Source organism: Hymenobacter sp. BT188 (assembly GCF_014333585.1).
Taxonomy (GTDB): domain Bacteria; phylum Bacteroidota; class Bacteroidia; order Cytophagales; family Hymenobacteraceae; genus Hymenobacter.
Window position 1 is genome coordinate 502625 of sequence record NZ_JACSCW010000001.1, and the last position, 14215, is coordinate 516839.

The following is a 14215-nucleotide window of genomic DNA, read 5'->3' on the forward strand; positions in this document are numbered from 1 at the left end:
CATAGCATTTGCTTCCAGTGCACCTACTGAAGAAATAATGCGCCACTGCTCGTTTAAGCTTTTCGCTGGTACATAACTCTCAGCCTGATACCTTTACCTACTCTCCTTGCCCCACCGCATGAAACTATCCTTACTCGTGCTGTTACTTGTAGGCTTGGCCATACAGGCTCGAAGTCAGGAACGTAAACGCGCCAGAGAATATGGCATCCGCATTGGGGTGCTGCCCACCGGTGCGCTCAACGCCATTACCGATGTACAAGGCGTGCGCGTAGGGCATACTACCCTAGTGCAAGGCCAAGAAGTGCGCACGGGGGTAACAGCCATTGTGCCGCACGCTGGCAACGTATTTCAGCAGAAAATACCGGCGGCGGTATACGTTGGTAACGGCTTTGGTAAGCTGGCGGGCAGCACGCAAGTAGAAGAGCTTGGCAACCTTGAAACGCCCATCGTCCTGACCAATACGCTCAGTGTGGGCACGGCTATGAAAGCGGTGGTAGAGTATGTGCTGCGGCAGCCTGGCAACGAAGCAGTACAGTCGGTAAATGCCTTAGTAGGGGAGACTAACGACGGTGGCCTCAACGACATACGTGGCCGTCATGTCACGGAGCAACACGTGCTGGCCGCCATTGAGCAAGCGCGGGCTGGCCCGGTAGCTGAGGGTAATGTGGGTGCCGGTACAGGCACGGTGTGCTTTGGCTTTAAGGGCGGCATCGGTACCGCCTCGCGCCTGTTGCCTGCCAAGCTGGGGGGCTATACTGTGGGCGTGCTGGTGCAAACGAATTTTGGCGGCGTACTCCAGATCAATGGGGCGCCGGTAGGGCAGGAACTAGAGCAGTTTTACCTGAGTAAGCAGCTGAAAGACCGCGCCGATGGGTCCTGCATGATTGTGGTAGCCACCGATGCACCTGTTGATGCCCGCAACCTGGAGCGCTTGGCCAAACGTGCCTTTTTGGGCCTGGGCAAAACGGGTGGTATTGCTACCAACGGTAGCGGCGACTATATCATCGCTTTCTCCACTCATCCGGGCTTGCGCGTGCCGTATGCGTCGACGGCTGCTACCCAAACGACTACCACACTCAACAACGAAGCCATGTCGCCGCTGTTTCTGGCAGTTATCGAAGCCACAGAGGAAGCCATTATCAACTCGCTTTTCAAGGCCGAAACCATGCAGGGCAAGCAGCAACAGCGCATTGAGGCTTTGCCGCTGGATAAAGTTCTAAAGATTTTAAAGCAACATCATGCCCGCTAACCAGCCTCTGTACGCTTATATCCACGGCCAGATCACGCCTCTTGAGCAGGCATTTCTGCATGTCAGCGACCTGGCCATACAGCGCGGCTACGGCGTGTTCGATTTCTTCAAGGTGCATGCGGCGCAGCCGTTATTCCTCGATTATTACCTCGACCGCTTCTACCAATCGGCGCAGCTCATGGAGTTGACTGTACCGTTAGCGCGCCCGGCGCTGATTGAGGTGATTCAAGCCCTGATACGGCGCAACGACCTGCCCCTGTCTGGCATTAAGATGATCCTGACCGGCGGCTACTCAGCCGACGGCTACAATCCCGTCGAGCCCAACCTCCTCATCACGCAGCAGCCGATGATGCTGCCTACGCCCGAGCAGGTAGAAAGAGGCATCAAAGTAATAACGCACGACTACCTGCGCGAAATCCCGCCGGCTAAAACCATCAATTACTCCATGGGTATCCGGCTCATCAAGCAGATTAAGGCTCAGGGTGCCGACGATGTACTGTATCACCATCAAGGCGTGGTAACTGAGTTTCCGCGCGCCAATTTCTTTCTGGTAAAGCATGACAACACGGTAGTTACCCCCGCAACCAATGTGCTGGCGGGTATCACGCGCCGCAACATACTGGCGCTGCCTGAGCAACCCTATTCAGTAGCAGTGGGCACAGTAACCCTCGACGATATATATCAGGCCAAAGAAGCTTTCCTAACCAGCACCACTAAGCGGGTGCTGCCGGTGGTGCAGATTGATGATGTCGTACTAGGCACTGGCAAGCCGGGGCCCGTAACAATGGCTCTACTCCAGGCGCTGCTGCAAATGGAAGTGCAACAGCAGCAAACGGTTGTCATAAACTAGGCAACGGAGCAGGCAGAGGCAACCCAACACACGCCATTTATCATGCTCAAGCGTTTTGGTGCTGCCGAAATGCTTCCGGCGTTTGGCCTACGTACTTTTTGAAATAGCGAGTAAAGTAGGAGGCATCTTCAAAACCCAGCGCGTCGGCTACTTGGGCGACAGACTGCGCAGAGTGCTTCAATTGACGCTGCGCCTCAGCCACAACCCGCTCATGAATCAGGGCACTGGCCGTTTTGTTGAGCAAGCGGCGGCAGATGGCATTTAGGTGATTAGCGGTGAGAGACAGGCGTTCGGCATAGTAGCCAACCGTTTTTTCATTGCGAAAATGCTCATTAAGCAACCGGCCAAACTCCCGTATATGTTGCTGTCCATAAGCGGGTTGTTGGGGCGACTGGTGCGGATACCACCGGGCCGAAAGTTCCAGATAGAGGAAGAGGTATGCCCTCACAACCATGTCACGATTTGGAACGGGCTGCTCCGCGGTATTCTCCTGATAAATGCCCCCCAGCAAAGTCAGCAGGCCATTCTCGGCGGGCACTGAATAGATGACAGGAGCATTACTCGGGTTAAAAAAAGGATACTCAGCCAGTCTGCTAGCAGGGTACTGCTGTATATAAAATGCCTCGCTAAAAAATAGGATAAACCCACGCGTATCAGCTGACAAGGACCAGGAATGGACCTGCCCCGGCATCAGGAAAAATAAGCTGCCTGGTTGCAAGTCGTAGATAATCAGATCAATGGTGTGCGTGCCGTGCCCATGGGTGACATAGAGCAAGAGGTAAAAGTCGTGCGCGTGGGGCTCCTGCACATGCGGAAACTGCGCTACGTGTACCTCTAGCTGCTGAATATAGTAGAGGTGCTGGTGATGCGAGGGAAACGCAGCAAGAGCCAAAACCGGCAGCGACGGAGCTTTCATAAGGCCAGCAGGCCAGCGCTGCTATCCAGGCGCTGGCTTGTCCGTGCAAGCTACGCAAATTCGCTACTGAGTAGAGCATTGGACTATGGCTCTCTTTGACTCAGTAGGCGTAAAACAGCGCTGCCAGCCCAGACAGGCCGACAGCGTTAGTAACTTAAGCCACAGCTTTCAGGGGGCTTTTTCGGTCATCAAGCTGCGGGCCGGAATCCAATGACTGCCGGTTATTGTACCTTAGGTCATACTTAATGAAGCCAAACAAATAGAGCATGATGGCGCGGGAGTAGCGCAACGTAAGCGGAGCCGTGATCAGCACAAACCCGGTAACCATCAGCACATATACCCACACGGCCGGATCATTAAACAAGTAGTAAGTTGCTACTCCCCCCACGGCAAAACAGGCTACCGAAAAGACGTAGCTCACAAACATTGCCCCCCAGTAGAAGCCTGGCTCAGGCTCAAACTGTACCTCGCACACAGGGCACCGCTCGGGCATCAGCGCGTACTTAGTAAGGTTGTAAGCAGGAAAGGAGAAGAGCTTGCCCTGATGACAACGCGGACAGCGCAAATCCAGCAGGGCTAAGATCGAAGAATCAATGGGTTTCATAATAAGTTGATTATGAATATTTTAATACCACAAAGATAGTTTGCGTAGATAAGCGAGGTAAGACACAAACTCGGGGAGATACCGCACAAATCAACGATCGGTTCTCAACTGACCTTATACGCTCTCCGTAGCCCACTGCTTTTTGTGCTCAATCAGGATCATCCTCTTACAGTCCTAAATACTGTCAATGACAGAAGAGCTTAGCTATGCGGTTTATAAGGAAGGTCTAGTAAAATAAATTGCGCTGTTTCACTAGCTAAACGCGAATCATTTAGCTAGTGAAATGATCATAGCTTAACGGTATAATAATAACTATTATTTTATTTGTTATATATTTTAAAAAGGATTATTATTGTTATACAGATCCACCAACTTGTAGACTAAGCGCTCACACCCGCTAGCCTACCACACACCTATCAACGGACACTCGGCGACGCGCTGGAGTAGTAGGTCTTGGCATCCTATTGCCAGGTGAAGATGACGTACATCATCTATTTAGTAAGTACGGGCTCAATATCTCCGTGGTGAACCAAGAAAACACCTGATTAGTACTGCCCAATCTTAGTGTGCCTTTATAGGGCCTCGCCCAATACTTGTTGGGTAGCCTAATCAAATACCTTCCCGTGCCAATTCCTTATCGCCGCTGAGGCTTTTAGGCTGCATTATGCATTGCTGTATACAAGCCTTGGGCATTTGAGGGGTGCGCGAACAGCCAGTTAGAGGCTGAAAATAAGGGGTTTGATTTCAAGTTAAGTCATTGTTTACTACTCGTTGGTATCATGGCAACTCCAAATAGTAAGGTTTCCAATCAGCAAAAAGCGGTGACGGATAACTTTATGGATAAGCTCAAGAAATTCGTGCGTACTCGTGGGCCAGATTTCTTAGCAGATCCCAACATCACTTCCGTGGGTATCGGGTACAAGCAACAGGACGGCAAGACGACTGATACGTTGTCAATCCAGTTCACGGTGGAGCAAAAGGCAGGTTACGATGTAGTACTGGAGAGCCTGAAAACGAAAAAAATCCCCAAGTGCTTTTTAATAGACGGCAAAGAAGTACCTACCGATGTAATAGAGCGTAGCTACCAACCCGCTTACCGTAGAGTGCCTGTTGCGGTAAGCAGCCCCCGAAAGCAGCGCGTCAACCCTATAATGCCGGGTATAAGTGTGAGCCACGCTAAGGGCACGGCCGGCACCATTGGGTGTATTGTATATGACCAGCATAGCGGTGCGCCATATATTCTAAGCAATTGGCATGTGCTACATGGCCCTGGGGGGCAAATTGGCGATGAAGTAGTGCAGCCTGGGCCCTACGATGATAACAGGGTGGCGCAAAACCGGCTGGGCAAGTTGGTACGCTCGCACTTGGGGGCCGCCGGCGACTGCGCTATAGCCTCCATCGAGGGCCGCAACTTTCAGGCTGACATTTTTGATCTGGACGTAGGCATCGACGAAATAGGGGAGCCGGAGCTAGGCGATAAGGTGATTAAAAGTGGTCGCACCACGGGTGTTACCCAAGGTGTCGTCACGCGCGTTCACACCATGGCTCGTATCAATTATGGCGGGCTCGTAGGCAATCAGGCAATAGGATGCTTTGAAATCGGCCCCGACCCAGCCCACCTGCCCGCTGATGGCGAGATAAGTAAAGGCGGTGACTCGGGGGCAGTATGGCTGTTTAAATCGGAAAACGGCCGCACTACGCGCATTATGGCGGGGCTGCATTTTGCGGGCGAAACGGCCGGCGTACTCCACGAGCAGGCGTTGGCGTGCTACGCCAAATCGGTGTTTGAGAAGATGGAAATCGGCTTCAGCGCGCCACCTCTTCTTCAGCAAACTCTAGAATTGCAGCTGGCGCAAGGCTACAACACGAAGTTCTTGGGCCTCACGGTATCCGAACCAAAACTTACAGTGGCAGGGCGCAATAATGCCGTGGGAGGAGCCACTGGCACCGAAGTGATACGCCACACGCATTATTCGGTGGTAATGCATGCTGAGCGCCGCTTTGCCATGTGGGTAGGGTGGAATATTGATGGGGGACAAATTCGCCGCATCAACGGCAACGGCATTGACTTTGGGCTCGACCCGGACGTAGACCCTAAGTATCAGGTAACCGACAAACTCTACGCTGGTAATCGCCTCGACCGTGGTCACCTGGCTCGGCGCGCCGATTTATGCTGGGGCAGCGAAACGGAAGCCCGGCAGGCCAATCGGGAGTCGTTCTATTTCACCAACATCACGCCTCAGATTGAAAACTTCAATCAAAGCGGTCAGGGCGGTATTTGGGGCAAGCTGGAGAATGCGCTTTTCGCTCAGGTAGATGTGCAGAACCTGCGTGTAAGCGTATTCGGTGGCCCTGTCTTTCATGAAGAAGACCGCACGTACCGCGGGGTGCAGATACCCCGCGAATTTTATAAGGTGCTGGCTTACATGGTGAGCGGCAAGCTACGGGCGCAGGCGTTCTTGCTCACTCAAAACATTGAGGGTCTCGAATCCATCGATTTAGAGAAGTTTCGGGTGTATCAGGTCACGCTAAGTGAAGTGGAAGGCCGCTGCGAATTTCGGTTTCCGGAGGTGCTCAAACGAGGTGATGCCTTCAGCAAGCACATAGCGCGCATTGCTGGAATGGCCACGCATCGACCGCCCCTAAGTACGGTGAATGATATCATATGGTAACGTCAAAGATGATAGCGACGGCAATCTGACGACATGCATAAGCGATTGATGACTAGTTGAATACGATACAACTATGCCTGTAGATAGGGGGCAGCTGCTCGCTCTCCCACCGGAATTCATAAAATCTATGAGAGCCTCACTACGGACACATCCTATTGGCAATCTACCTACTTACAACCAAATGCTATGGACCCCTAATATGCTTCACTCTCAAGGCTGCCTGCCGCGCTAAAGCGTGAGGCAACTCTCCCTCAGCTAATCGGAACCGGGCTTACAGTGCGCCAACGGCGCGGAGAGCCACGGGCATGAGAAGTTGTGTCGAACGACGTTGCGACTTCTGCATAAATATCATTAAACCAACGCAATACGAGTTACTACTTTATCAATCATGGCAAAGAATAAGAATGGTTCTGCGAATAGCGCAGGAAATACGAATGCCTCCTCCTCCGTGGATGAGCTATTGCTGGCGGCCCTCGAGCGCGGCGACGATAGTTTTGAAACGGGCCGCTACCTAGTCACCTTCAAGGATGGCGCCGGCGACCAGGGCCTACAGTCCCTCGGTACCCAGGGCATGCGGGTAGCCGATGCCCGCGATTTTGAAGGCCAAGCGGCTACCCTGGAAAATATTGGCGACGCCGACGCCGTTGTGTTTCCGGAAATTGGGGTGGCTCTGATTGGCGGAAATGCCGCGCAGGAGCGGAGTATGGGCGCGCAGATGGAAATCGCGAGTGATAGCCCCATTGAAATCATTGAGCCTGAGCATTTCGTGTTCGCCGAACAGTTTTTCAGAGAGGCAGCGTACCTGTCTGCTACCAAAACCAATGGCAACGGCTCGAATGGCGGCGGGGTAAATGAGTATCTGCGGGGGTTTCTGGAAGCTACTGATACTATCACAAAGCACCTGCAACATGGCAAGGGCTACACGGAGGTAGATGAACTGGACGAGGAAACCATGGTGCTGGGTGCTACCTGGGGACTGAACGTATGCAAAGTGCCCCCCAGTCTGCGTAGTGGCCTTGGTATACGGGTGGCAGTGCTCGATACGGGCTTTAACATAGGGCACCCAGACTTCGTAGGGCGCCCTGTTATTGGCGCGACCTTCGTGGGCCAGCCAGTACAAGACCTGCATAGCCATGGTACGCATTGTATTGGTACCGCGTGCGGACCCAAATCGCCGGCGGGCACTACTCCACGCTACGGTATTGGGTACCGGTCCTCCATCTTTGCAGGCAAGGTGCTAAGCAATACTGGGTCAAGTGTTGGTGGAAGTGTGCTGGCGGGCATGAACTGGGCCATTGCCAACCGCTGCCCCGTAATTTCGATGTCGCTAGGCGGCACGGGAGGCGTTCAGGCTGCCTACACGGCCGCGGGTCAGGCTGCCCTGAATAATGGGTGTCTTATCATTGCTGCCGCAGGTAATAGCAGCGGCCCGACTGGCTTCCCCGCTAACTCGCCCACGATTATGTCGGTAGCCTCGCTCGATATGAGTCTGTCGCCATCTTCATTCTCCAACTTTGGCAAAGTTGAAATTGCTGCTCCTGGTCGCGACGTATTCTCCTCGGCGCCTATGCCACGCCGGTATACTACCATGAGTGGTACCAGCATGGCTACCCCACACGTAGCCGGTTGTGCGGCGTTATGGGCCGAGACATCACCAAACATGCGGGGCCTTACGTTGTGGCGGCGGCTGCAGGCGTCAGCCAGACGCCTGCCATTCTCCACAGCACGGGTCGGCGCCGGCTTAGTACAGGCTCCCTGAAGCAGCGGCTGAGATTAAATACGTAACTTAACTAGCATAGCCATCGGCTGACCGCAGCCGGTGGCTATGCTACTAACAGGAAGCTTATATATGGCTGCAAAAAAACGATGGACAGTCACCACGTCTGGTGAAAAATCGCTGTCTGAGGTAACAAAGCATCTACGCGAAACAGGATTTGACGTCGATCAGGTGCTGGACGCAATTGGCTGCGTGACCGGAACCGCAAACGACGACGTGGCCGCCCGCCTACGTAAGCTGCCCGGCGTCGTAGCCGTTGAGGCGGAGCCGGGGATAGATATTGGGCCACCAGATGCTCCTATCACCTGGTAGCCCTAGCTATTCTAGAACCCCTGATGAAGCCAGTAGGCTACCTACCTGTTTTGTCCTGTTTTCCTTCATTCCGCAGAAGGTAAGAATGATAACACCTCCTTCATAAAGCTACTGTGACTTTAGCAGTCAGGGCTTTATGAAGGAGGCATCGTGTTGATAGGGTGCTATCTGTATTGCAGGATGATAAACTAAATACCCTTTAGGCAGTGTGCAGCCTAAAATTTCGGGGAGCAAAAGTGCCACTTCCGCTACCTTAGCCGCTATGCGCTACGTCTTGCTGTTTGTCCTGCTGTTATTGGCTCAAATCACCTCGGCCCAAATCCAGAAGGCTGATATTCTTATCCGCAATGGTCGTCTCTACGACGGTACCGGCAATACCTGGACTCTGGGCGACGTAGCCATTCAGGCGGGCCGCATCGTAGCCGTAGGCCGACTTCCAGCCAACTACCCGGCCGATACCGTGCTGGATGCAAAAGGTCTGGCCGTGGCGCCGGGTTTCATAGATGTGCACACCCACATCGAAGACGACGAGGTGCGTCAGCCCACCGCCGATAACTTTATCTACGACGGCGTAACGACCGTAGTAACCGGCAACTGCGGCTCCTCGCGGTTGCCACTGGGGGGCTATTTTCAAACGCTGGACAGCCTAAGATTGTCGGTGAATGTCGCATCGTTGGTTGGCCACGGCACCGTACGCAAGGCTGTGATGGGCCGGGCGCAGCGCACGCCCACTGAAGCGGAGTTGCAGCGCATGGAAACCTTGGTAGACAGCGCCATGCTGGCCGGTGCGGTGGGGTTATCGTCGGGACTGATTTACATTCCCGGCACTTACTCACGGACGCCTGAGCTAGTTCGCTTGGCGCAGGTAGCGGGCCGTCGTCAGGGCCTCTACGCTACCCACATGCGCAACGAATCCGACAGCGTTACCTTCTCTATCCAGGAAGCGTTGCGTATCGGGCGTGAGGCCGGGTTGCCCGTCCAAATTTCTCATCTGAAGCTGGGTGGCCAACAGAACTGGGGACGTACTGCCGACCTGCTCGCGCTTATCGAGGAGGCCCGCCAGGCTGGCCAGCAAGTCACCATCGACCAATACCCTTACACCGCCAGCTCCACTTCCCTGAGCACTCTGCTCCCCGACGACGTGCAGGCCGATGGCCGCGATTCCCTGCGCGTTCGGCTGGCCCGCCCCGCGGTGCGCAAGGCCGTGGAAGCTAGTATGGTAGAGCGGCTGCGTCGCCGCAAGCTCAAGCACTTCAGCTACGCCGTAGTCGCTAGCTTTCCGCCCGATACCAGCTACAACGGCCATAGCATTGAGGAAATAAACCGCATGCGGGGCAGCCGTCACAAGGCCCGTTCTGAGGCCGCTACCATACTCGACTTGGTGCTGCAATATGATGCCGGTATGGTATTTCATGGCATGAGCGAAACGGACGTGCAAAACATCATGCGCTACCCGCAAAATATGGTGGCGTCCGACGCCAGCATTCGGGTGTGGCAGCAGGGCGTACCGCATCCGCGTGGTTATGGCTCTAACGCCCGCGTGCTAGGTCATTACGTGCGCGAAAAGCACGTTTTGACGCTGGAAGAAGCCATCCGCCGTATGACCAGCCTGCCCGCCCAAACCTTTGGCTTTACAGACAGAGGCTTGCTTCGGCCCGGCTTCGTCGCTGATATTGTTGTCTTTGATCCTGTTGCCGTAGCCGACCGCTCTACCTTCGAGAAACCCCACCAGTACTCCGTAGGTATGCAGTACGTGCTGGTCAATGGCCGCCTCACCCTGCGCAATGGACGCCATACGGGAGCCCGTGGGGGGCAAATTCTGTATGGCCCAGGCCGGCAGTAATAGTACTACGCTGGCCTAGGCTTTCTCCAATACGCGCCACCCGTGGCCTAGTACAAATACTCCTTCACCTGTCGCTAGGGTAAGTGTAGCGTCGTTGAAGATGTCAGTCCAGGTGCCTGCTACTTCAGTGGGCAACGACAGAAACTGGGGAGTAGCGGTGCGGTTAATAACGCAGAGCACGGCTTCCTCTTCTTTGTGGCGCCAAAAGCCGTAGAGGTCGTCAGAACTGGGGAGGCGCTGGAAGTGACTGGCGGTGTCGCCGTTACGCAGGGCCGGGTGCCGAAGCTTGAGTTGCAACAAGCGAGTGTAGAAATCCTGTAGTGGAAAGTCCTGCCAGTCAATCGTGTCTTTATCGAAGAAGGCCAACCGTCGGTTTAGGGCTGCTTCCTGACCACTATAGAGCAGCGGCATACCCGGCAGCAGCACTGTGAGCACGGCGAAGGGCAGCGCCAGCAGACCCAGCCGCTCGTACTCGGTGCCATCCCAGCTGTTCACGTCGTGGTTGCTGGTGAAGTGCATCAGATACACCGAAGGCGGATACTTGGCTCGCTCGGCGGCCAAATACTCGTCAATGGCTTGGAGCGGCTGCTTCCCTTCGGCAATATGGTCGAGTAGGTAGTGCAGACGGAGGCCAAAACTCATATTGAAGGCCTTTTCTAGCAGCTTGGTGTCGCCGTTGAATTCCTCCCAAGAAAGCCCCCCAGATGGGTACAATTCGTCCCATTCGGCCAGCATAAATAAGGGCTTCACCGCATCCAGCTCCACACGGGCTTCATCCCAGAAATCAGTCGGTACGAGGCCGGCCACGTCGCAGCGGTAGCCATCAATGTCGGCCTCGCGCACCCAATAGAGCAGGGCATCTGTCATGTAGCGGCGCAGCTCTGGGTGAGTGTAGTCGAAGGCTACTACGTCGGTCCAATCGGCTACGGGCGGCACCAAATTGCCCTGGGCGTCGTGCTGGTACCAGTCTGGGTGTTCGGTTACAAGCTGATTGTCCCAGCTGGTATGGTTGGCTACCCAATCGAGCAATACGCGCAGGCCCAATTCGTGAGCCGTTTGCACCAGGTGGCGCAAATCGTCGAGAGTACCAAACTCTGGATTAACGCCAAAATAGTCGCGGACGGCATATTGGCTGCCCAAGCTGCCCTTGCGTTCCACTTCGCCAATGGGATGAATCGGCATGAGCCATACGATGCTGATACCCATGGCTGCCAGCCGGGGCAGATGAGCCTCAAACGCCCGAAACGTGCCCTCTGGGGTATAATTACGCAGGTTTACTTCGTAGATAGTCGCCTGAGCGGCCCACTCCGGGTGACGAACCTGGAACAGATGAGCATGAGGATGAACAGCAGAATCGGGCACGGCAGCAGTGGGGGGCTTTTTTTGAGCCAATTAATGCATGGCTTGTAGCGGCTGCAAGTTCACCCAATCAAATGGAATTCGTACTTCTTTTACACACGAAAGGCTCTTGGAAAAGCCCCCCAGAGAGCATTTACCAAGAGCCTTTACAGTCTAATTCGTTTAAGCCTACTCGGTGCGCAGGTTTTTGATCGGGTTGATGGTCGCCGCTTTTATAGCCTGATAGCTAATGGTCAGAAAAGCAATTAGGGCCGCCGCCACCCCGGCCGCCACAAAGGCCCACAGGGGAATATCGATGCGGTAAGCAAAGTCCTGCAGCCAGTTGCGCATCACCAGCCAAGCAACGGGGAAGGCAATGACAGCCGCCACAACCACCAGCTTCACAAACTCTTTGGAGAGCAGACCCACGATTGTCGATACATCAGCTCCCAACACCTTCCGGATGCCGATTTCCTTTTTGCGGCGCTCCGCTGCGTAGGCAGCTAGTCCGTACAGCCCCAGGCAAGCCACAAAAATGGCCACACCGGTAAATACCCACAGCAGCGTCTGTAGCTTGTCTTCTGATTGATACATTTTGTCGAAGTTTTCGTCTAGAAACCGGTACTCGATGGGACTATCAGGGCTGAACTTGGCCCATACCTGTTTTACTCCTTCAATCGAGCTGCCGATGTTTTCGCCCTTCATCTTCACGGCCACTTTCCAGTAAGCAGCGGGGAATATTTGGAGCACAGCCGGCTCCAGTTTGTCGTACAGGCTCTTGTAGTGGAAGTCTTTTACCACCCCGATAATCTTACCTACTTTCAACGAATCGGGGTTTGTATCGCTCCACACGGTCCATTTCACTGTTTGGCCAATGGCCTGCTGTGGCGTACCAAAGCCGAATTCTTTCACCGCCGTTTCATTGATAATGAAGGCGTGATCCTTGTCGTCGCTCAGCTCTTTAGAAAAATCGCGCCCCGTGACCAGTTGCAGCCCCAAGGTTTTAATGTAATCGTAGTCCACCATCAGCTGTGTGACCGAATGCTCTTTCATCTCGCCATTGGTGGGCACGATGAGACCATCACCAGCCACCTGGTCGCCGGGGAAGCCGTAGCCGATGCTGGTCGACACCACGCCGGGCACCTGCTGCAGCTCGTTTTTGAAGGTCTCGTACTGCTTGTTCATGTTCTCGCCGCGCATGGGAAAGAACATGATTTGATCACGATTAAAGCCCAAGTCTTTGTTGTGCAGGTACGACACCTGCTTGAATACCACCAAGGCGCAGATAATCAGAAATACCGATAAGGCGAATTGGACCACAATCAGCCCGTGACGTAGCCACTGCACCCGGCCAAAGATTCCCTCCGTAACCACTGCACTTTTCAGCACCTTCACCGGCTGAAAGCTAGACAACACTAGCGCCGGATAAAAGCCTGCTACCAGCCCTACCACTACGGTCAGTAACGCCAGCAGGCCTAGCAGCGCGGGGCTGCGGAGCAAGTCAAATGTCATGCTTTTGTCCGTAAAGGTGTTCAGTGGAGGTAGCAGCAGCGCCGTGAGCACCGTAGCCAGCACCACGCTCACCAACGTGAGGAGCACGGTTTCGGTCAGAAACTGGAGCATCAGCTGCTGCTGACTGGCTCCAATTGTTTTGCGGATGCCTACTTCCTTGGCTCTTTGCATAGACTTGGCCGTGGCCAGGTTCACAAAGTTGAAGCCGGCAATCAGAAGAATGAATGCGGCGATGATGCTCAGGGCTTTCACGTAGGTGATGTTGCCTTTCACCCCCGGATCGTATTTGAAGCTCGAAGAATATAAGTGCGCCTCGAATAAAGGCTGCAAATAGGGCACAGACGTTAGCCGATCCTCTTCGTTGAGCGTGGGCTGCACCTTCTGCACGAGGTAGCTCTGTAGCTTAGCTTGCGTTTGGTTTGCATCGGTGCCGGGCTTCAGCTTAACGTAAGTATAAAACTGCTGCCAGCCCCAGTTTCCCATGCGCTTCTTGGGCAGTTGCGCTGCCGCCAGCGGGACGATATAGTTAATCTTTAAATGGAACTTGGACAGACTATTTTCCAGCACGCCGGTTACCAAAAAAGTCGATTTGCTAATTTTTAGCTCTTTACCAACCGGATTTACATTCCCAAAAAAGCGTAAAGCCACATCCTCAGCCAACACCACCGATGTGGGCGCATCCAAGGCATGGGCGGCCGAACCATATTTGAAGGGCAACTGAAAAACCCCAAAAAAGGTGGAGTCCGCAAAGAGCCCGTTTTCTATGTATATCTTCTTCTCGCCGACTTCTAATAAGTTGAGGCTAGTGCCCGTCATTAAGATGCGCATGGTTTGCTCCACCTCCGGAAATTCCTGCTTTAGGACAGTAGCAAACATAGGCGACACGGAGCTATGCCTGTCGGGCGCTTGGGCTCCCGTCTGCTGGGTATAGACCCGATAAATCCGGTCGCCGTTGGGCACGAACTTGTCATATTGCAGTTCGTCATACACGAACAACCCAATCAGCAGGCAAGCCGTGATGCCCAGGGCCAAGCCAGCGATATTGAGAAACGAAAAGCCCTTATGCCGGATAAGGTTGCGGTAGGCAACGTTTAAATAATTCTTAAGCATGGCAAGAAGTGGTGAAAGTGTAGCGGGACCCA

The 14215-nt window shown here is 54.1% G+C and carries 9 protein-coding genes; 5 read left to right on the forward strand and 4 right to left on the reverse strand.

Annotation, left to right across the window (positions count from 1 at the left end):
- The first annotated feature begins 118 nt into the window (after positions 1-118).
- Both H8B13_RS01995 and H8B13_RS02000 read left to right on the forward strand, forming a co-directional pair.
- Entirely contained in the window at positions 119-1249 is a 1131-nt protein-coding gene (locus H8B13_RS01995; protein WP_187309147.1) for a P1 family peptidase, read from the forward strand.
- Positions 1239-2099: an aminotransferase class IV gene (locus tag H8B13_RS02000; RefSeq protein ID WP_187309148.1), complete on the forward strand. Its 861-nt coding sequence runs from the start codon at positions 1239-1241 to the stop codon at positions 2097-2099. Before H8B13_RS01995 ends, H8B13_RS02000 begins: the two co-directional genes overlap by 11 nt.
- Before the next feature lie 46 nt (positions 2100-2145).
- Here the strand turns inward: H8B13_RS02000 and H8B13_RS02005 are convergent, their stop codons facing one another.
- Positions 2146-3015 carry an AraC family transcriptional regulator gene (locus H8B13_RS02005; RefSeq protein ID WP_187309149.1) on the reverse strand — a complete coding sequence of 290 codons (870 nt, stop codon included), beginning with the start codon at positions 3013-3015 and terminating at the stop codon, positions 2146-2148.
- Between the two features lie 154 nt (positions 3016-3169).
- A complete protein-coding gene (locus H8B13_RS02010; RefSeq protein WP_261990192.1) occupies positions 3170-3619 on the reverse strand; it encodes a DUF983 domain-containing protein in 450 nt (149 codons plus the stop codon).
- A 779-nt stretch (positions 3620-4398) separates the two neighbouring features.
- On the opposite strand from H8B13_RS02010, the gene H8B13_RS02015 reads away from it, so the two are divergent.
- The 3 genes from H8B13_RS02015 to H8B13_RS02025 all read left to right on the forward strand — a co-directional run bounded on the left by H8B13_RS02015 (position 4399) and on the right by H8B13_RS02025 (position 10223).
- Positions 4399-6291 carry a DNA/RNA non-specific endonuclease gene (locus H8B13_RS02015; protein WP_187309150.1) on the forward strand — a complete coding sequence of 631 codons (1893 nt, stop codon included), beginning with the start codon at positions 4399-4401 and terminating at the stop codon, positions 6289-6291.
- A 388-nt stretch (positions 6292-6679) separates the two neighbouring features.
- Entirely contained in the window at positions 6680-8050 is a 1371-nt protein-coding gene (locus H8B13_RS02020; protein ID WP_187309151.1) for a S8 family serine peptidase, read from the forward strand.
- A 592-nt stretch (positions 8051-8642) separates the two neighbouring features.
- Entirely contained in the window at positions 8643-10223 is a 1581-nt protein-coding gene (locus tag H8B13_RS02025; protein WP_187309152.1) for an N-acyl-D-amino-acid deacylase family protein, read from the forward strand.
- A 15-nt stretch (positions 10224-10238) separates the two neighbouring features.
- Here the strand turns inward: H8B13_RS02025 and H8B13_RS02030 are convergent, their stop codons facing one another.
- Both H8B13_RS02030 and H8B13_RS02035 read right to left on the reverse strand, forming a co-directional pair.
- Positions 10239-11585, reverse strand: a complete 1347-nt coding sequence (locus H8B13_RS02030; protein ID WP_222841313.1) for an alpha-amylase family glycosyl hydrolase — start codon at positions 11583-11585, stop codon at positions 10239-10241.
- 165 nt (positions 11586-11750) lie between these two features.
- The gene (locus H8B13_RS02035; protein WP_187309153.1) at positions 11751-14183 is read right to left on the reverse strand and encodes an ABC transporter permease; all 2433 of its coding nucleotides are present in this window, start codon (positions 14181-14183) and stop codon (positions 11751-11753) included.
- Positions 14184-14215: the final 32 nt, after the last annotated feature.